Raw genomic sequence first — 18,315 nt, 5'->3', positions numbered from 1 at the left:
CAAATAAAATGAAATGTTCTCATCAATATTAATAACTTCAAATATAAAACCAGCCAAGACCATGACAATAGATAAAGCACTAACTCTTAATAGTACCTGTTTTGGAGTAAAGCCATACTCCTGTAAAATATGATGTATATGTGTTCTATCAGCATTAAACGGGGACTTTCTTCTCACTAACCGTCTCAGCATAACAAGCACCATATCCATTAATGGTACCGCTATCATCCAAAGTGAGGTGACCGGATTCATCACAGGAAACAGATGAGTCGACTTCTTGAGTAGAAAAGACCAGAAGCCAAATGACCGTGAAACCGACAAGAAAACTGCCAGAATCCCCCATAAAAACTTTATAGTTAGATTTTACCTTCAAGCCTAAGTTAAAGAAAACATAGGGGAGCATTGCAACCGTAAACATTAAGCAGAAAGTACTTACCTGGACGTTGCCGGCATACAGAAACAAAATACCAATACCAAACAAAGAAATAGAAGCTAACGAACCAAGCAGACCATCAATACCATCAACCATATTAAATGCTGTGATACAACCAATAACCGCAGCCATAGTAATAATGATTGACCAATTCCCTAGGTAGACATCACCGTAACCAAACAGATTACCCAGGTAAGATAACGATATGTGTTCAACGTAAACTAACCACACTGACAATATACCGAGCACAACCAGACGTGATGTTGCACTAATATCAAGCTTGTCATCAATAAGCCCCACGGTAACTAACAGCGTAGCTAAACACATATATTCCGATTGATATTGCAAGAGATCAGGCATTAACAAGTGGACGAGCCAAATCCCCAGCAAAGTAGACAACCCGCCAATGACAGGTATGTGGCCGTTATGTGATTTTCTGCCATTAGGCACATCAACAAAACTAACCTTAATGGCAAGTCTTCTTAAATAGAGCAATGCGAGCGTACACATCACCAAGACAAAAATGATAACGAGAATTACTTTCATTAAGGTTACTGGCAAAAATATTTTGTTATGCGTTCAATATAAACAAAAGGTAGCAAACTACCACCTTTTCTTGAGGGAGAATCTAAGCTACTTCCAGGATTAAAACACAAGGCATTCTATCCTGGCCTTGCCTCCCAAGATATGTTTAGACGGCTGTTCGAGCCGATAAACAGCTCGACTAGAACCTCCTTGCCTTCCCTGCTACTATTCGACACATAATTTAAGCTTAAGTGGAAAGTAATTATGTTCATCGTAACTGGTGGTGCTGGCATGATTGGCAGCAATATTGTCAAAGCTCTGAATGACCGTGGCATCACGGATATTCTGGTGGTCGACCATCTTAAGAATGGCCGTAAATTTAAGAACCTAGTTGATTTGCAAATCACTGATTACATGGACCGTGATGACTTTCTGACTCAGGTAATGGCTGGTGATGACTTCGGCCCGATTGAAGCCGTATTCCATGAAGGTGCGTGCTCTGCGACCACAGAATGGGATGGCAAGTACATGATGCTCAACAACTATGACTATTCAAAAGAGCTGCTGCATTTTTGCCTCGATCGTGAAATCCCGTTCCTGTACGCCTCATCGGCCGCGACTTACGGTGAAACCGATACCTTTATCGAAGAGCCACAATATGAAGGTGCGCTGAATGTATATGGTTACTCCAAACAGCAGTTTGACAACTACGTACGTCGCCTGTGGCAAGATGCCGCAGAACATGGTGAAAAACTGCCTCAGGTTACTGGCTTCCGTTACTTTAATGTTTATGGCCCGCGCGAGCAGCACAAAGGTTTCTATGGCATCGGTTGCTTTCCACCTTAATAACCAGATGAATGCTGGTGAAAACCCGAAGCTGTTTGCTGGAAGTGAAGACTTTAAACGTGATTTCGTCTACGTTGGCGATGTGGCTGCGGTTAACCTGTGGTTTATGGACCACGGAGTATCTGGCATCTTTAACTGCGGTACTGGTACAGCAGAATCCTTTAACGAAGTCGCCAAAGCGGTCATCGCGCACCACGGTAAAGGTGAAGTGGAAACCATTCCGTTCCCGGATCACCTCAAAGGTGCTTATCAGGAATACACCCAGGCCGATCTGACCAAATTGCGCGCCGCAGGCTGTGATATTGAGTTCAAAACCGTTGCCGAAGGCGTGGCAGAATATTTAGCCATTATAAACTGACAGAGTGACAAGAATCCCGGGGAAACCTCTGGGAGTTTAGACACTAAAAAACCGGAAAATTAAAATGAAAATAGCCGTAGCTGGGACAGGTTACGTCGGCCTGTCCAATGCCTTGCTGCTCGCGCAGCACAACGAAGTTGTCGCTTTAGACATCGTGCAGGAAAAAATCGACATGCTCAATCGCGGGCAGTCACCTATCGTCGATAAAGAAATTGAGCAATTCCTGAGTGAAAAATCGCTGAACTTTACCGCGACTGCAGACAAAGAACAGGCTTACGCTGGCGCTCAGTTTGTGATTATCGCTACTCCAACCGACTACGATCCAAATACTAACTACTTCAACACGTCATCGGTTGAGTCAGTGATTCGAGATGTGATGGCCATTAATCCGGATGCCACCATGGTGATCAAGTCCACCATTCCGGTTGGTTATACCGAAAAGCTTAAACAAGAAATGCAGTGTGACAACCTAATCTTCTCACCAGAATTCCTGCGTGAAGGTAAAGCTCTGTACGACAACCTGTATCCGTCACGTATTATTGTCGGCGAACAGAGTGAGCGCGCACAAACCTTTGCAAGCCTGTTGGCACAGGGCGCCATCAAGCAAGATATTCCGATGCTGTTTACCAACTCCACTGAAGCGGAAGCGGTCAAGCTGTTCTCCAATACCTACCTGGCGATGCGCGTGGCTTACTTTAATGAGCTGGATTCCTACGCTGAAGTCCACGGTCTGGACAGCCGCCAGATTATTGAAGGTGTCGGCCTGGATCCGCGCATCGGCAATCACTACAACAACCCGTCGTTTGGTTACGGTGGTTACTGTCTACCGAAAGACACCAAACAGCTGCTGGCTAACTATGATGAAGTGCCAAACAATATTATCGGTGCTATCGTCGATGCCAACCGCACCCGCAAAGATTTTATCGCTGACTCTATTATCAAGCGCCAGCCAAAAGTAGTTGGTATTTACCGCCTGATCATGAAGTCCGGCTCTGATAACTTCCGCGCCTCTTCAATCCAGGGCATCATGAAACGCATCAAAGCCAAGGGGATTGAAGTGGTCGTGTATGAGCCGGTATTGAAAGATGAACACTTCTTTAACTCACGTGTCATCAACGACCTGGAAGCGTTTAAACAAGAAGCGGACGTTATCGTCTCCAACCGTCTGGCTGAAGAGCTGAAAGATGTGGAAGAGAAAGTGTATACCCGCGATCTGTTTGGGAGTGATTAGGTTTTAAGGTTCTAGGATCCTAGGGATTAGCTCCTAGGTGTGATCGCTGGAATTTATTCGTATTGTTAAAGGCCTTCCTGAGCTGCAGAGTTTGGGGAGGTCTTTTATTAGGTTCTAGGGGCCTAGGAACTAGGTCCTAGATGTGGTCGCTGGGCCTTATTCGTAGTTTCTAAGGTTTAGGGACGGACGACGACGTACCGAAAACACAAAACAATCCAATCAGTGAAAACCAAACTGAAAGCACCCGCCCTCTAGGACCTAGGATTCTAGGACCTTTTCCCTATATCCTTTACTCCTGTTATACTCCACGATAATTTTACTCAAAAAACAAACAATCTGAGCAAACTATGTCGACTTCTCGTCTCTCTTCATCGCCGCGCGATGACTTTGATGAATATGCCTACAATCCCCAGTTTCACTGGAGTTTCCTTCATCCCCGCTACTGGGGAACCTGGTTTGCTGTTGCCATTGCCTGTCTATTGAGCTTTTTACCGGCGGCAGCCAAGCGGGCGATTGCCGAATCACTGGCTAAGCTTGCATTGAAAGTCAAAAGCAAAGCCAATACCCGTGCGCGGGTTAACTTAAAGATGTGCTTTCCGCACCAGTCAGATGCGGAGCGTGAAGCCATTCTTAAGCAGATGTACATCACCTCCACCATGTTCTTGATGGGCTTTGCCTCGACGTCCATACGCAGTAAAAACTGGCTGGAAAACAACACCACCATTCGTGGCTTTGAACATGTGCAGCAAGTGCTGGATCGTGGTGAGAACGTTATTCTGCTGGTACCACACACCTGGGCGATTGATATCCCTGCAATTTTGCTCGCGTCTCGTGGACTGCCGGTTTCAGCTATGGCGAAAAGTCAGAAGAATAAAGTGTCAGACTGGCTGATGCATAAGCAACGCGTGCAGTACGGCGGCCGGGTGTACGACCGTAGTGTCGGCATTAAACCGTTTATTAAATCAGTGCGTAAAGATGGTTACCTGGGTTATTACCTGCCAGATGAGGACCTTGGCCGTGACCACAGTGTATTTGTCGACTTTTTTGCTACCCAAAAAGCAACCATTGCCGGTTTAGGTCGCCTTTCTACACTAAGCAAAGCAAAAATCGTCCCGCTATTTGCTATGTATAACAGCACCAGCGGCGAGTATGAGCTCGACTTTTATCCTGAACTGCCGTTTCCGACCGGAGATGAACATCAGGACGCACGTATGATGAATGAATGCATTGAAAACTACGTGACTCAACGCCCGGAGCAATACATGTGGATTTTGCGACTGCTTAAAACACGACCAGATTCAGATGTTAACCCTTATACGGTTAAACAGTAAAATAAACCGAGCAGTCATAATTCAAACGTTCACTATGGCTTAAATAACAGAACATGAAATATTTAATTATCGGCCCTTCCTGGGTCGGAGACATGGTGATGTCTCAGTGCTTGTACACAAGCATTAAACAGCAACATCCCGATGCCATCATCGACGTGATGGCTCCGGCCTGGTGTAAACCTATCCTGGAGCGAATGCCGGAAGTCAATCAGGCGATTGATATGCCGATTGGTCATGGTGAATTTAACTTTTTCGCCCGACGGTCTATCGGTAAATCGATGCGTGGCCAGTATGACCATGCCTACATTCTACCTAACTCAGCCAAGTCGGCCCTGATTCCCTGGTTTGCCGGTATTCCGGTTCGTACCGGCTGGAAAGGTGAAATGCGTTATGGCCTGCTCAATGATCTGCGCCCGAACAAAAAATCGTTTCAGTACATGACGGAGCGTTATGTCGCCTTGTCGCAACCAAAAGCTGAGATGGTCGATTCATCATCTCTGGGTGGTCTGGAAACTTTACCTCGCCCAAGCTTATCGATTGACGCTGAAGTTCAGCAGCAAACCCGCAATAAGTTCGCTCTGAACTCATCGCGCGCCGTGATTGGCCTGTGTCCCGGTGCAGAATTTGGCCCGGCCAAGCAGTGGCCGACTGAGCATTATGCCGCGGTTGCCGGCGCCATGATCGATCAGGGCAAACAGGTATGGCTGTTTGGTTCAGCCAAAGACAGCCAGACCACACAAAGCATTATCGAACATCTTAGTGAAGCTCAGCGCGAACATGTCGCTGACCTGGCCGGTAAAACCAGCCTAATTGAAGCGGTGGATATGCTGGCCTGTTGTGAAAGCGTGGTGAGTAACGACTCCGGCCTGATGCACGTCGCTGCTGCTGTCGGTTGCCAGGTGGTGGGTGTTTATGGTTCAACCTCTCCGACCTATACACCACCACTGGCGGTAAAAAAGGCGATTGTGCACACTGATATCGAGTGCCGCCCGTGCTTTAAACGTGAGTGTCCTTTGGGCCACCTTAAATGCCTGAAAGATCTCGCTCCGCAGCGGGTGATTGATGCCCTGACTCAGTTTGATGCCAGTTAAGGTTAATAACGCAATACTTTAAGACTGAAGAGCTTTACGCCGCGCGAAAAACTGGTGTTAGAGAACACGTTGCCGACTGAGTCGCTTTAAACTGATTTTAGATAATAAGAGCCCTATGCGCCTGATATACACACTGTTACTCGCTCTGCTCAGCCCGCTGTTTTTATACTCGCTGTATAAAAACAAGCCTGGCAAACCGACATTTGGTTCACGCTGGAAAGAGCACTGGGGTTTTACGCCGAAAGTCAAAGCGCAGCAGCCAATTTGGATTCATGCGGTGTCAGTCGGAGAATCCATCGCGGCAGTTCCTGTAATTAAGGCGCTCAAACAGGCACAGCCTGATCAGGCAATTGTCGTGACCACCACCACCAGCACCGGTGCCGAGCAGATCGCTAAACTCGGCGATCTGGTTGAGCACCGCTACATGCCGCTTGATTTTGCTTGGTGTGTACGCCGCTTTATTCAAGCAGTACAGCCGGCTCAGCTGCTGATTGTCGAAACCGAACTGTGGCCTAACACACTCAAAACCGTGCATCAAAACGGCATTCCGGTAACGGTTATCAACGCGCGTTTATCGGAACGCTCTTGCCTGCGCTATCAAAAATTCTCTGCTCTGTTTAACTTGATTCGACCGCATGTGGATCGCATCCTGTGCCAGTACGCCAGCGATGCCGAGCGCTTTCAGCGGCTGGGATTCAGCACGAATCAGGTTGCGGTAACCGGCTCAGTTAAGTTTGATATCGAGATCGCCCCTCAGGTGGAGAAAGCGGGTGCAGATCTGCGCCAACAACTGGGTACATCACGCCCGGTATGGATTGCGGCCAGTACTCACGAAGGTGAAGACGCCATCCTGCTTGCTGCGCACCGCCAACTGCTGGAGCAGTATTCCGAGGCGCTGCTGATTCTGGTGCCGCGTCATCCGGAACGTTTCAATGCCGTATTTGAGCTGTGTCAGCAACAAGGCTTTGCAACTCAGCGCCGCACGGCTGAAGTCTCAAACGCAGAAGAATGTCAGGTGTATCTCGGCGATACCATGGGTGAAATGCTGACTCTTATCAGCGCGGCAGATATCTGCTTTATGGCCGGCAGTTTGGTCGGCGATAAAGTGGGTGGGCATAACCTACTCGAGCCGGCGGCGTTAGGTAAACCCCTGCTCAATGGTCCGAGTTTCTTTAATTTTAATGAGATTATGGCCATGCTTCAGGCAAAACACTGCGTGACCATTTGTGCTGACAGTCAGGCCATCACAAACGCATTGAATCAACTTCTCGCCGAACCGGTGATGATGCAGCACCAAGGCGAACAAGCCCGACAAGTGGTGAATCACAACCGAGGAGCCATTTACCGGACTGTGCACAGCATCATAGCTGAATGATAATCAACATGGCACATAGCTTCGCAAGATCACGCACAAAATGACTGTTTGTCTAGCCCTATAGCATTGTAAAAACGTGATCAGACTTTATAGTACACAGGACTCCTGACCCCAGGCTTTCTGACATAACTAAGACGTAACATGATGCAATCTTTGTCGAAATTAAGTTTACTGGCCGCCTTACTACCAGCGGCATTTTTCGCGACTCTAACCGTTGCTCCGAGCTCTTACTCCTTCGCTGCAGTTATTATAGCTTTTGTAAGCCTGCTGCTGTTGCCAAAAACCTACCGGGCTCTATACCAACCATACGCCCGTTTAGTCAGCCTGAGTCTATTATTATACTGGTTACTCTATTTATTTACTTTTACCTATCATGGTGAACCTATTAGCAGTATTGACCTACCAAGCCGCACCTTACTGGCCATGTTCAGCTTATGGTTTTTTCTGACCTATCCGCCACGTCTCTCTTGGATCATGAGCGGGATGGTAATCGGCTCGGTAATTTCCGGCATCATTGCTCTGGTGCAAGCCTATGGCTTTGATAACCGTGCATTTAATCATAACGGCTACATGGTGATTCAGATTGGTGGTATCTGTGCCTGGCTGGCCGCATTCAGCGCGATCAGCTTTATCTATTTTCATCACTATTCGCTGCGTTACCGTATGTATATCGCGCTGGCAGCAACAGGCTTAGCCCTGGCGGCCAGTTTACTTTCCGGTGCCAGAGGCTCTTGGGTACCAACCCCGTTTGTACTGGGAATGATCATTTGGTTTGCCCGTCATTATGTTAATAAACGCATGGTTTTCAGTTTACTGGCGGTATGGTGTGTCACCTTTGTAGCTGTCAAACCTAAAATCGATAACCGCATTGACGCCGTTGCGTCTGACCTGACGAAATATGAGCAGCAGAACTCGGGCTCTTCAACCGGGATACGGCTGGAACTTTGGAAATCCGCACTCTATGCGGCCGCTGAGCATCCGCTGACTGGTATTGGTCACAGCCAGCTACCTCTACTCAAACAACAGCAAGTGCAACAAGGATTAGTCGATAAAGTCACCCTAAGTTTCTCCCGCGCTCACAACCAGTTTCTGGAAGAGTTGCAAACTAAGGGCATAATTGGTTTGCTTGGCCTGATTCTGGTGTTTGCCCTGCCATTTTGGTTATTTGTCAGCCGGCTGTTTTCACCACAAGCGAAAGCTTCACCAGCATTGTTCTTCAGCGCGATGCTCGGCTGTGCGCATATTCTGATGGTGTGCGGGTTTTGTATGACCCAACACTACCTCATACATCACTCGGGCATTCTTATGTATTCTTTTGGAACCGCAATTTTGGCGGCGGTGACAATTAATCTCAATCGAACAGCCACTGAGCGATTAAATTCCGCCCAAAACTGACCTCCTGTCTACGCCTGAACGCGATAACTCACGTTCAGGCAGGATCTACTGCTGGTAACCTGCTTGCAAAGCCTCAAAATCAATCTCAGACCAGTGGATAGCCCGTTTGTTGACTTCCTTGTGGAACGAACGCAGTAAACGGTTCAGATTCGCCTCTTTCCAGCTCTCTCCTGTCTGACGCGCGCATTTATCAAAATCAATCAGCCACACCTTACCTGCGTTATCGAGCAAGATGTTGTGGATATTGAGATCGGTATGATTGACCCCGGCATTGTGCATGGCGCGGATCATCCGCCCGATGGCCTGATACATGTCATCGCTAAGCGCCTGTTTCTGAAGCACATCGACCAAATCACTGGCATTGGGCACTTTTTCTACCAGAATATCAGCCTGGTAGGTCAAACCGCTGCGCTGCGCGCGGGCGGCAATCGGGCGCGGTACATTCACCCCGGCTTCAGCCAGATGGCGCAGCAGTTCGAATTCCTGCGCGCTGCGCGTTCTGTGCCAGCCGGTAAACAGATAGTGATCGCTCACCAGCTTACCGAACAAACCGCCGCGGCGATAATGACGCAGCGCGCCCTGACACGTATCCAGCTGCACAAACCAGGTGGTACCTCGCCCCTGAGCGCTGCCGGTAATGTTGCCGCTGCGCTGCCAGAAATCCGGGTCAAAACTGTGCTCAGGCGGGCTGGAAAGCAGCTCCGCGTCGTACCAGATATGCTGGTCTGAAAGGGTAATATTACGAATATCGGACATAATCAGTGCTTTATCTGTCAAAGTAGTCGACGACATTTTACATTCATTCCTTCGATACGCATAATTGGCGTAATTTTCCTCGTTATAGATGAGTTATGACTCTACTGAGCTCTCCGCCAAAATCATTGTGTGTGCTACGTCTGTCCGCTATTGGTGATGTGTGCCATGCCATTTCTGTCGTACAAGCCATTCAGGCCCACTGGCCTGAAACCAAGATCACCTGGATTTGCGGAAAAATCGAGGCTCAGCTGATGGGCGATCTGCCCGGTATCCAGGTGGTGGTGTTTGATAAGAAGCAGGGCATGGCCGGTATGCGTGCCCTGTGGACAGAGCTGAAACAGCAACGTTTTGATGTGCTGCTGCATATGCAGGCCGCGCTGCGTGCCAGCCTGCTGTCTTGGGGCATTAAAGCGCGCTATAAAGTCGGTTTTGGTAAAAACCGCACCCGCGAAGGTCAGTGGTGGTTCACTAACCGTCATCTGCCGGAGACTCAAGCATTCCATGTGCTGGACAACTTTGCCGAATTTGCCCGTTATCTCGGCGTGCCGTTTAACCAGCCGCAGTGGAATATTCCGCTCAGCGCTGACGATACCGCGTTTGCAACCCAAGCGCTGCAGGGTAAACCTTCTCTGGTAATCTGCCCGGCGGCAAGTAAAGACAGCCGTAACTGGCTGAGCGAACGCTACGCCACTGTCGCCGACTTTGCCGCCGATAATGGCCTGCAGGTGGTGCTGTGCGGCTCACCGGCCGAGCGCGAAGTCAGATTGGGCCAGAACATTGCCGAACTGTGCCGCCAGCCAGTGATCAATCTTATCGGCCAGACCTCGCTCAAGCAGCTCACTGCGGTGCTGAAACAGGCACACGTCGTGCTGGCTCCCGATTCCGGCCCGGCTCATCTGGCCACCACGCAGGACACGCCGGTGATTGGCCTTTATGCGCACAGTAATCCGCTGCGTACCGGCCCTTATAACAGCCTGGCAACAACAGTAAACGCTTACCAGCGCCTGGCTGAGCAGCAGTTTCGGCCGTCCGGTCAGCGAACTGGCCTGGGGCACCCGCCTTAAAGGCGATGACCTGATGAGTAATATTCAGGTCGAAGAAGTGACTGAGCTGCTGCAACCGTTTTTAACCAATGCTTTTTTAACTGATGCCGTGTTAACAGGAAACCAAAATGACTGAGCGTAAGCCGACTCTCGGCGTGCTGATGATTGTCAAAAACGCCGAACAACATCTGGAAACCACCCTGCGCTCCGTGCATGGCTGGGTAGACGAAATTGTGATTGTCGACTCCGGCAGCAGCGACAGCACGCTGACGATCGCCGCCCGTTATACCGACAAGGTTTACCATCAGGACTGGCTTGGTTTCGGCCTGCAGCGCCAGAAAGCACAAAGTTATATGAGTGCCGACTGGGTGCTGCCGCTTGACTCGGATGAAGAAGTGTCTAACGAACTGAAAGTGGCGATCCTCAATGCGATTGCCACCGACGACGGCTGCTCTGTGTATCAGATCAACCGCCTGACCGAAGCTTTTGGCAAGTTTATCCGCCATTCAGGCTGGTACCCAGACTGGGTGACCCGCCTCTACCGCCGAGAAAGTACCCAATACAACGATGTACTGGTGCATGAATCGGTGATTATTCCGGACGGTTATCAGCTCAAATCGCTCAAGGGCGATCTGTACCATTACACCATCGATAATCTGCCTAATTATGTTGAGAAAACCCAGCGCTACATGAAAGCCTGGGCTGACCAGCGCGAAGGACGCAAAAAGTCCTCGCTGGGCGGCGCCATTCTGCACGGCTTTTTCCGCTTCTTTAAGATGTATGTGATTAAACTTGGCTTCCTTGATGGTCGCCACGGACTGCTGCTGGCTCTGCTGAGCGCTAATACCACCTTCACCCGCTACGCGGATCTGTGGCTGCGTAATGAACTCAAACGAAAAGAGAAAAAATAGTGAAAAAAGTTTGCTTTGTTAACACTTCCATGTCGTGGGGAGGAGGAGAAAAATGGCATTCAGTCGCAGCGCAGTTATGCCACTCCTCCGCTGATGTTATCGTTATTACAAAACCGGGTAGTAAGCTCGGAGATCAAGTCATTTCAAAAGGCATTCAGGTTTTCGCGACTAAAATATCTAACGCAAGCTTTCTCAATCCATTTAAGCTGTTTAAGCTTTATCGTCATTTTAAACAGCAGCAATACGATGCCGTAGTGCTTAATTTACCCGCTGATGCGAAATGTGCTGGACTTGCGGCAAAGTTCGCAGGAATAAAAAAAATCATTTACCGCAGGGGAATGCCACATCCCATAAAAAACACAGTCATTAATCGTTATCTTTTTAAACATGTAGTAACAGAAGTAATTGTTAATTCAGAGGAAATTGGACGTTCAATTACCAGTAACAATCCGGCCATGATCGAAAGATCAAAAATTCACATCGTTTATAATGGTGTTAACCTGACCGATTACAGTCCAAATATCACGCCAACTATTGAAAAAGAAGATGGTGAAATAATACTTGTCACAACGGGCCGCTGCGTTACACAAAAAAACCAACTCATGCTGGTAGACTGTGTCAAAATTCTGCTCGAACAAGGGTACAAGATTAAACTTTATATCGCGGGAAACCGGACCACTTTTGGACGAGATGGTTGATAAAATTGAGCAAAATGACCTAAAAAATAACATCATCCCACTGGGTTTTGTATCGGATACCAGACCTTTGCTAGCCGCTGCCGATATTTTTGTTTTCCCCTCCCACTATGAAGGCTCCGCCAATGCAATCGTAGAAGCAATGGCTATGGGTTTACCTGTTGTATCATTTGATGTCAGTAGTATGCCCGAAATGGTTATCCATAATCAGACCGGTCGACTGGCAACTTATGAGGACCATGATGATTTTCGTCTGCAATTAGAATCCTTGCTCAAAGACCAAAAACAAAGACATATACTGGGACAAAACAGCCGTAAGATGGTTGAAGATAAATTTGATAACACCAAAATCTTCCATCAGATAAAAAGTATTGTTCTAGGAGAGTAATAATAGGTTCCCTCAAAACACACTTACTACTCCGATAAGTTTACATTACGACCAAATTTAAGAAGGTTCCATGAAGGTTTTAATTTTCAGCTCATATAAAGATGCCTGGAACAGTGTGCGTCCGGAAGCGGAAATGTTTATTGAAATGGCCAAGATGGGTCATGACGTAACGATTATGACCCAGGGCCATGCCGAGTATGTACCGCGCTTTCGAGAAAACGGCGTTAAGATCATTGATTGCTATCCGACCAAGAAAATCTGTCTCGAGACCATCAAAACTCTGCGTCAGGCGCTGCGCGAAAACCAGTACGACGTTGTGTATGCAATGAACTCGAAAACCATCCCCAATGCCGCGTTTGCCTGTATCGGTTTTAAAAATACTAAGCTAGTCACTTATCGCGGCACCGTGGGCGGCCTGTATCGTCATGACCCGAGCGCCTACCTGACTCACCTGCACCCGCGGGTCAACGGCATCAGCTGCGTGGCTCAGGCAGTGACCGACGATGTGCGTAAACACGTATGGAGAAACGCCGATAAGGTGACCACGATTTATAAAGGCCACGATATCGCCTGGTATCAGGCCCAGCCAGCTGACCTGATCAGCCTTGGCCTGCCCCGGGATGCGTTCAGCGTGATCTGTATTGCCAACGCCCGCCCAAGTAAAGGCGTACACGTATTGCTGGAAAGCGCTAAGCAACTGGCCAAATTACCCAATCTGCACCTGCTGCTGGCCGGTCGTGATATGGACACAGAACAGAACCTGGCTCTGGCGGAGCAAAGTGGTATGCAGGAGCGCATCCATTTTCTTGGCTATCGTAAAGATGTGCCGGAACTGCTGGCGGCAAGCAAGATACAGGTTCAGCCGTCCATCAGCGGCGAAGGCCTGCCGAAAACCATTATTGAAGCCATGGCGATGGGGATTCCGTCAGTCGTCACCACCACAGGTGGCGGCAAAGAGCTGCTGCTGGACGGTGAAACCGGCTTTGTGGTACCGGTCAACGATGCAAAAGCCATCGCCGATAAAATCGAGTGGCTGTATGCTTCAGAACAGAACCGCGCCCAAATGGGCGGCAAGGCACAGCAGCGTATGATTGATGATTTCTCATGCCGCGAAAGCGCTAAGCAGCATCTGCAATTTTTTGCTTCTCTGTAAACTCAGCCCTGCGGAGATGGGTAACAATTATTGGTCTCCGCTGCGGTTTTTGTTTAGCATGAAAGAAAGCGCACAACCTGAGTAAAACAACGTGACTTCAAAAAGTATCTCCCGTGTGATTTATCCGGGCACCTTTGATCCGATTACCAACGGCCACCTTGACCTGATTGAGCGTGCTGCCAGCATGTTTGATGAAGTGATTATCGCCGTGGCCGCCAGCCCAAGTAAAAATACCCTGTTCACGCTTGAAGAGCGGGTCGAGTTTGCCAAAGCCGTGACCGGTCATCTGGATAATGTGACCGCGAAAGGTTTCTCCGGCCTGATGGTCGATTTCGCTAAGTCCGAAGGCGCGACCGTTCTGGTGCGTGGCCTGCGTACTACAGTCGATTTCGAATATGAATTCGGTCTGACCAATATGTATCGCCGCCTGATGCCTGGGCTGGAAAGTGTGTTCCTGACGCCTTCAGAGCAGTACGCCTTTATCTCGTCTTCTTTGGTGCGGGAAGTTGCCATTCACGGCGGTAACGTCGATGAATTCGTCCCTAAACTGGTCGCCGATGCGCTGCATGACAAAAAGATCGTAAAGTAATACATCAAGGGCCCAGAATTTAGAGCCAGGCCCTTAATTTGTACTTACTGCACCATCGGCACCACCTGTGAGCGCAGATAATAATCCTGCAGTAGGTGATACTCTTGCGCCCACTGGGCATCAAACGGGACTTCATTGACCGGCATCGCCTGATTAAGCAGGGTTGATGACTCCTGCCACGGATAGTACAAGCCGTTACCCTGGGTACTGAACGCGCCATACTGGCTGATACTGCGCGTCGCATTGTAGCCAAAGCGGCTGACATCCTGCTCGGCCAGCATATTTTCACCGCCGAGAGAAATGTAGCTCTGATCCGACAAACTGAAATGGTACAAGGTCGGGAACAGATCGCGGTGCGAACCAACTCGCTGCGCATCATACTCATACTGAGTTGAGGCCAGAATTTTATCCGGTACGTTGAGATAAAACGGCACCGCATAGGTCATGGCAAACTCTTCCGGTTCATCAGTACTACTGTAGCGCATGCGGTGATCGCCGGTGACCGCGATGACTGTGTTGTCTTTTAGTTTGTCTGACTGTTTAATGCGGCCGATAAACTGGCCCAGCGCATCAGTGGCGTACTGGAAAGTCTGCAGCAGGACATTGGCCTGATCGCCCTGATAGCCAATCAGATTCGCCAGGCGATCACTCATTCTGGTCGGCGCTGGCTGATAGTACTCCGGTACCTGATACGGTGAGTGGTTAGTCACTGTCATGATAAACATCATGGTCGGTTTTTTGGCCTGCTCCAGTACCTGGTTAGCGAACTTGAACAGATAACCATCCGGCACACCCCACGGGCCGGCATACTGCTCAGCTTCCGGAAACGCTTCCATTATGTCATTTTCATCATACACCCGGTCAAAGCCCTGCACCGGCAGGTAGTTGGCCAGGTTGCGCCACATGCCATTCCCCCCATACAGGAACACCACCTCATATCCGGCGCGTTTATACGGCAGCGCAGCGGAAACTCGGCAGCGGAATATTCTGCACTTCAGAATGGCTGATGGTCGCCACCGGACTGTGGAACAGCGTCATAACGATACTGTCGATCGTCGCGGACGTTCCGGCCATAAAGCGCTCAAACCAGAAGCCCTGGTCACGATACTGACGAAAACTGCCGAGCAGATCGTTGGTTTGCGCGTTATCTTCCACCAGGATGTTCATGCCCATGCTTTCCATCATAGCCACCACCACGTGCGGCGGGTTCTGCTGTAGATACGCATTGGGCGGGGTGTGATATTCCGGAGTCGCCCGACCAAGAACCTTCTTCATCTGGGCCGCCAGGTCAGCCTGACTGACCGGAGAAAAATGGCTCTGCTCTTTGTAATCGGTAATCGCCCAGTCTAGCGCCATAAATACGTTCGGCGTAATCATATTCAACGGCTTATACGGTGACACGGCCGCATGGTAACGCTTGAGCGGGTGGCTGCTGAGCGAGCCACGTGCCACCGCGAAGGTCACCAGCACCACACACAATACCGCCAGCGATGTCACGCTCCAGTGCCAGCTGCGTTTCAACTTGAGGCGGCCGAATGAGCTGCGCATAAACCAGCGCGCGGTGACATAAGCCAGCAGAGAAACACTCAGTGCCAGCAGCAAAGCGCGCAGAATAGGATAGTCCTGCCAGATGTTAACCAACACGGCTTTGGAGTCATCCTCCCACAAGCCAAACATAAACAGATCGATGTGGGTGCCATAAGTCAGGTAGTAGTAATAGTTACCGATGCAGCCCAGCACATACAGCAGCGCTATCCCCGCATGATAAACCGGAGCAACACGACACCAGCGGGCGTAACCACGCCGGAAAACGGCCACAATAAGGCCTGCCAGCAACAAAGGGGCATAAGCAATCGCGGTGACTTTGGCATCGAAGCGTGCGCCGACCCGGAAGGCGCGCCAGATATCCTCTGTCACACCGGGCTGAATCAGCACGTCCTGAATATGATGAAAGAAAAAACCACGCGCAATCAGCAGGAGACTGAATGAAAATACAAAAAACTGCAGCAGCACGAGACAGAGCTGACGCAAATGTGACTGATAATTCATGAGATAGACAACTACAACAAATAACGAGCGGCGACCTCTGAGGGGCTGACCTGACTCATTATAAAAACAATAGATATTAATTGACGTTGTAAATGTAAAAAGGTTCAGACATTAATATTAATTAGTGAACTGACCGCTGATTTTATAAATATGAAGGAATGATGACAGCGCGCGGGAGGATAACGATAAGCAGGCAGAGCACCAAGCCCTGCCTGTCAGGAGTGTGGGAGAAGTCGCTATACCGAATAGAATTCTTTGTACCAGTTCACAAAATTCGCCACGCCCTGTTCAACGCCCATCTGCGGCTTGTACTGGGTTGCCGAGAACAGGTCTTCGGTATCCGCGTATGTGGCATACACGTCACCCGGCTGCATCGGCAGCATGTTCTTCTTAGCTTCAATGCCCAGCGCATTTTCCAGCGCCTTGATGTAGTCCATCAGTTTAACCGGACTGCCGTGACCAATATTGTAGACCCGGTAAGGGGCTGAACTGGTCGCGGGAGTGCCCTCTTCAACCGTCCACTCAGCATTGGCTTGTGGCACCACATCTTTAATGCGCACAATGCCTTCCACAATGTCGTCGATGTAAGTGAAATCACGCTGCATATCGCCGTTGTTGTAAACGTCAATCGCATCACCATTGATAATAGCTTTAGTAAACTTGAACAGCGCCATATCCGGGCGCCCCCAAGGACCATACACGGTAAAGAAGCGCAGGCCGGTGGTCGGCACGCCGTACAGGTGCGAATAAGTATGCGCCATCAGCTCATTCGATTTCTTGGTCGCCGCGTACAGAGAAACCGGATGATCAACACTGTCTGAGGTGTGAAACGGCGTTTTACGGTTCAGACCGTAAACAGAGCTCGAAGATGCATACACCAGATGCTTAATCTTGTGGTGGCGACAACCTTCCAGAATCGTCAAATGGCCGACCAGGTTGCTGTCGGCATAAGCCATCGGGTTATCGATCGAATAACGCACTCCGGCCTGAGCTGCGAGGTGAATCACTTTATCAAACTGCTCAGCTTCAAACAGGCCGGCAATCCCTTCACGATCTGCGATGTCCATTTCGATAAAGGTGAAATTATCGTGCGCCGCACGCTCAAGGCGGGCATCTTTCAACGCCACATCGTAGTAGTCATTCAGGTTATCGATACCGATAACCTCATGCCCTTCCGCACACAAACGCTCGACTACTGCAGAACCGATAAAACCGGCCGCACCGGTCACCAAGTATTTCATCTGATTTCTCTCTTACACAGAAACTATCTGTTGTTTATATCACATTGAGTGTGTTTTTTCCGCTGTAACTAGCTGGCAGGACGGACAGAAAAACGAGTTGCGCTGACCGATTTTGAGCTCTTCAATCGGGGTCTCACAACGCGGGCACTGGCCGCCTTTTTTGCCGTATACCTGCAATTCCTGGGCAAAATAGCCCGGTTTGCCGTCTGCCTGGGCAAAATCTTTCAGCGTGGTGCCGCCCTGTTTAATCGCCGTCGCCAGCACAGTTTTGATATCCGCAACCAGAGAGATCCACTCTGCCTCACTGATTGAATGCGCCGGGCGCAGCGGATGAATTCGTGAACTGAACAGCGATTCGTTGGCGTAAATATTACCCACACCAACCACGATTTTGTTATCCATGATGAAGGTTTTGATCGCCACCCGTTTATTACGCGCTTTATCCAGCATGTATTGCGGATTGAATTCATCAGTCAGCGGCTCCGGCCCCATATGATCGAGCACGCTATGGCTCTCACCCGGTTCACACCACAACCAGGCACCAAAGCGGCGCGGATCGTTATAACGCAGCACTTTGCCGTTCGTCAGCGCCAGATCGACGTGATCGTGTTTACCCGGCGTAAAGTCGCCATCCAAAACCCGCAGCGAACCGGACATGCCCAGATGCACAATCGCCGTACCTGCCGTGGTTTCCAGCAGCAGATACTTGGCCCGGCGCGTAATCGCGGTAATCACCTGGCCTTCCATCCGTTTCAGCTCATGCGGGATATCCCAGCGCAGCTTAGGGGTTCGAAAGGTCAGCGCGCGTACGGTCTGCCCCACCAGATGCGGTGATATCCCCATGCGGCTGACTTCAACTTCAGGTAATTCGGGCATGTTTTCTCCTCTGGAGATCCTTGGCTCAA

The 18,315-nt window shown here is 49.6% G+C and carries 16 protein-coding genes and 2 pseudogenes; 12 read left to right on the top strand and 6 right to left on the bottom strand.

The features are described 5' to 3' along the window. Positions 1-154 precede the first annotated feature (154 nt). A complete protein-coding gene (locus tag ABDK09_08135; GenBank protein XAW89654.1) occupies positions 155-979 on the bottom strand; it encodes a hypothetical protein in 825 nt (274 codons plus the stop codon). A gap of 243 nt (positions 980-1,222) precedes the next feature. Here ABDK09_08135 and rfaD point away from each other — a divergent pair. The 6 genes and pseudogenes from rfaD to ABDK09_08105 all read left to right on the top strand — a co-directional run bounded on the left by rfaD (position 1,223) and on the right by ABDK09_08105 (position 8,585). Beyond that, positions 1,223-2,162: pseudogene (gene rfaD / locus ABDK09_08130) on the top strand (ADP-glyceromanno-heptose 6-epimerase). Positions 2,163-2,226: 64 nt separating this feature from the next. After that, positions 2,227-3,393: a nucleotide sugar dehydrogenase gene (locus ABDK09_08125; protein XAW89653.1), complete on the top strand. Its 1,167-nt coding sequence runs from the start codon at positions 2,227-2,229 to the stop codon at positions 3,391-3,393. 347 nt (positions 3,394-3,740) lie between these two features. Continuing rightward, on the top strand, positions 3,741-4,724 hold the full coding sequence (lpxM, locus tag ABDK09_08120; GenBank protein ID XAW89652.1) for a lauroyl-Kdo(2)-lipid IV(A) myristoyltransferase: 984 nt from the start codon (positions 3,741-3,743) through the stop codon (positions 4,722-4,724). Between the two features lie 53 nt (positions 4,725-4,777). After that, the gene (gene waaF / locus ABDK09_08115; protein ID XAW89651.1) at positions 4,778-5,815 is read left to right on the top strand and encodes a lipopolysaccharide heptosyltransferase II; all 1,038 of its coding nucleotides are present in this window, start codon (positions 4,778-4,780) and stop codon (positions 5,813-5,815) included. A gap of 115 nt (positions 5,816-5,930) precedes the next feature. Further along, entirely contained in the window at positions 5,931-7,190 is a 1,260-nt protein-coding gene (gene waaA / locus ABDK09_08110; GenBank protein XAW89650.1) for a lipid IV(A) 3-deoxy-D-manno-octulosonic acid transferase, read from the top strand. Between the two features lie 153 nt (positions 7,191-7,343). Continuing rightward, positions 7,344-8,585 (top strand): O-antigen ligase family protein, encoded by a 1,242-nt coding sequence (locus tag ABDK09_08105; protein XAW89649.1) that lies wholly within the window; start codon positions 7,344-7,346, stop codon positions 8,583-8,585. 45 nt (positions 8,586-8,630) lie between these two features. On the opposite strand, the gene ABDK09_08100 is transcribed toward ABDK09_08105, so the two are convergent. Then, a complete protein-coding gene (locus tag ABDK09_08100; GenBank protein XAW90701.1) occupies positions 8,631-9,341 on the bottom strand; it encodes a 3-deoxy-D-manno-octulosonic acid kinase in 711 nt (236 codons plus the stop codon). A 95-nt stretch (positions 9,342-9,436) separates the two neighbouring features. On the opposite strand from ABDK09_08100, the pseudogene ABDK09_08095 reads away from it, so the two are divergent. The 6 genes and pseudogenes from ABDK09_08095 (at position 9,437) to coaD (ending at position 14,120) form a co-directional block, all read left to right on the top strand. Continuing rightward, positions 9,437-10,520, top strand: a pseudogene (locus ABDK09_08095) (glycosyltransferase family 9 protein). After that, positions 10,513-11,295, top strand: coding sequence for a glycosyltransferase family 2 protein (locus ABDK09_08090; protein ID XAW89648.1), 783 nt, complete (start codon positions 10,513-10,515; stop codon positions 11,293-11,295). Before ABDK09_08095 ends, ABDK09_08090 begins: the two are co-directional and overlap by 8 nt. Then, the gene (locus ABDK09_08085) at positions 11,295-11,993 is read left to right on the top strand and encodes a glycosyltransferase (GenBank protein XAW89647.1); all 699 of its coding nucleotides are present in this window, start codon (positions 11,295-11,297) and stop codon (positions 11,991-11,993) included. The genes ABDK09_08090 and ABDK09_08085 overlap by 1 nt, the downstream gene beginning before the upstream one ends. Further along, entirely contained in the window at positions 11,986-12,378 is a 393-nt protein-coding gene (locus ABDK09_08080; GenBank protein XAW90700.1) for a glycosyltransferase, read from the top strand. The genes ABDK09_08085 and ABDK09_08080 overlap by 8 nt, the downstream gene beginning before the upstream one ends. Before the next feature lie 70 nt (positions 12,379-12,448). Next, on the top strand, positions 12,449-13,531 hold the full coding sequence (locus tag ABDK09_08075) for a glycosyltransferase family 4 protein (protein XAW89646.1): 1,083 nt from the start codon (positions 12,449-12,451) through the stop codon (positions 13,529-13,531). 91 nt (positions 13,532-13,622) lie between these two features. Next, positions 13,623-14,120 (top strand): pantetheine-phosphate adenylyltransferase, encoded by a 498-nt coding sequence (gene coaD / locus ABDK09_08070; protein XAW89645.1) that lies wholly within the window; start codon positions 13,623-13,625, stop codon positions 14,118-14,120. A gap of 44 nt (positions 14,121-14,164) precedes the next feature. Here the strand turns inward: coaD and ABDK09_08065 are convergent, their stop codons facing one another. The 4 genes from ABDK09_08065 to mutM all read right to left on the bottom strand — a co-directional run bounded on the left by ABDK09_08065 (position 14,165) and on the right by mutM (position 18,286). Further along, positions 14,165-15,025: an LTA synthase family protein gene (locus ABDK09_08065; GenBank protein XAW89644.1), complete on the bottom strand. Its 861-nt coding sequence runs from the start codon at positions 15,023-15,025 to the stop codon at positions 14,165-14,167. Positions 15,026-15,068: 43 nt separating this feature from the next. Then, a complete protein-coding gene (locus ABDK09_08060) occupies positions 15,069-16,169 on the bottom strand; it encodes a hypothetical protein (protein XAW89643.1) in 1,101 nt (366 codons plus the stop codon). Positions 16,170-16,405: 236 nt separating this feature from the next. Continuing rightward, a complete protein-coding gene (locus tag ABDK09_08055) occupies positions 16,406-17,410 on the bottom strand; it encodes an NAD-dependent epimerase (protein XAW89642.1) in 1,005 nt (334 codons plus the stop codon). A 39-nt stretch (positions 17,411-17,449) separates the two neighbouring features. Further along, positions 17,450-18,286 (bottom strand): bifunctional DNA-formamidopyrimidine glycosylase/DNA-(apurinic or apyrimidinic site) lyase, encoded by an 837-nt coding sequence (mutM, locus tag ABDK09_08050; GenBank protein ID XAW89641.1) that lies wholly within the window; start codon positions 18,284-18,286, stop codon positions 17,450-17,452. Positions 18,287-18,315: the final 29 nt, after the last annotated feature.

Source organism: Vibrio sp. CDRSL-10 TSBA, from assembly GCA_039696685.1.
GTDB lineage: Bacteria > Pseudomonadota > Gammaproteobacteria > Enterobacterales > Vibrionaceae > Vibrio.
Note: the sequence above shows the minus strand (reverse complement) of the source record. Positions and strands in the feature narration are given on the sequence as shown.

Excerpts from the sequence above, each read along its gene's own strand:
- ABDK09_08135 (XAW89654.1), bottom strand. The coding sequence starts at position 979 with ATGAAAGTAATTCTCGTTATCATTTTTGTCTTGGTGATGTGTACGCTC.
- ABDK09_08125 (XAW89653.1), top strand. The coding sequence starts at position 2,227 with ATGAAAATAGCCGTAGCTGGGACAGGTTACGTCGGCCTGTCCAATGCC.
- lpxM (XAW89652.1), top strand. The coding sequence starts at position 3,741 with ATGTCGACTTCTCGTCTCTCTTCATCGCCGCGCGATGACTTTGATGAA.
- waaF (XAW89651.1), top strand. The coding sequence starts at position 4,778 with ATGAAATATTTAATTATCGGCCCTTCCTGGGTCGGAGACATGGTGATG.
- waaA (XAW89650.1), top strand. The coding sequence starts at position 5,931 with ATGCGCCTGATATACACACTGTTACTCGCTCTGCTCAGCCCGCTGTTT.
- ABDK09_08100 (XAW90701.1), bottom strand. The coding sequence starts at position 9,341 with ATGTCCGATATTCGTAATATTACCCTTTCAGACCAGCATATCTGGTAC.
- ABDK09_08090 (XAW89648.1), top strand. The coding sequence starts at position 10,513 with ATGACTGAGCGTAAGCCGACTCTCGGCGTGCTGATGATTGTCAAAAAC.
- ABDK09_08080 (XAW90700.1), top strand. The coding sequence starts at position 11,986 with ATGGTTGATAAAATTGAGCAAAATGACCTAAAAAATAACATCATCCCA.
- ABDK09_08075 (XAW89646.1), top strand. The coding sequence starts at position 12,449 with ATGAAGGTTTTAATTTTCAGCTCATATAAAGATGCCTGGAACAGTGTG.
- ABDK09_08065 (XAW89644.1), bottom strand. The coding sequence starts at position 15,025 with ATGTGGCGCAACCTGGCCAACTACCTGCCGGTGCAGGGCTTTGACCGG.
- ABDK09_08060 (XAW89643.1), bottom strand. The coding sequence starts at position 16,169 with ATGAATTATCAGTCACATTTGCGTCAGCTCTGTCTCGTGCTGCTGCAG.
- ABDK09_08055 (XAW89642.1), bottom strand. The coding sequence starts at position 17,410 with ATGAAATACTTGGTGACCGGTGCGGCCGGTTTTATCGGTTCTGCAGTA.
- mutM (XAW89641.1), bottom strand. The coding sequence starts at position 18,286 with ATGCCCGAATTACCTGAAGTTGAAGTCAGCCGCATGGGGATATCACCG.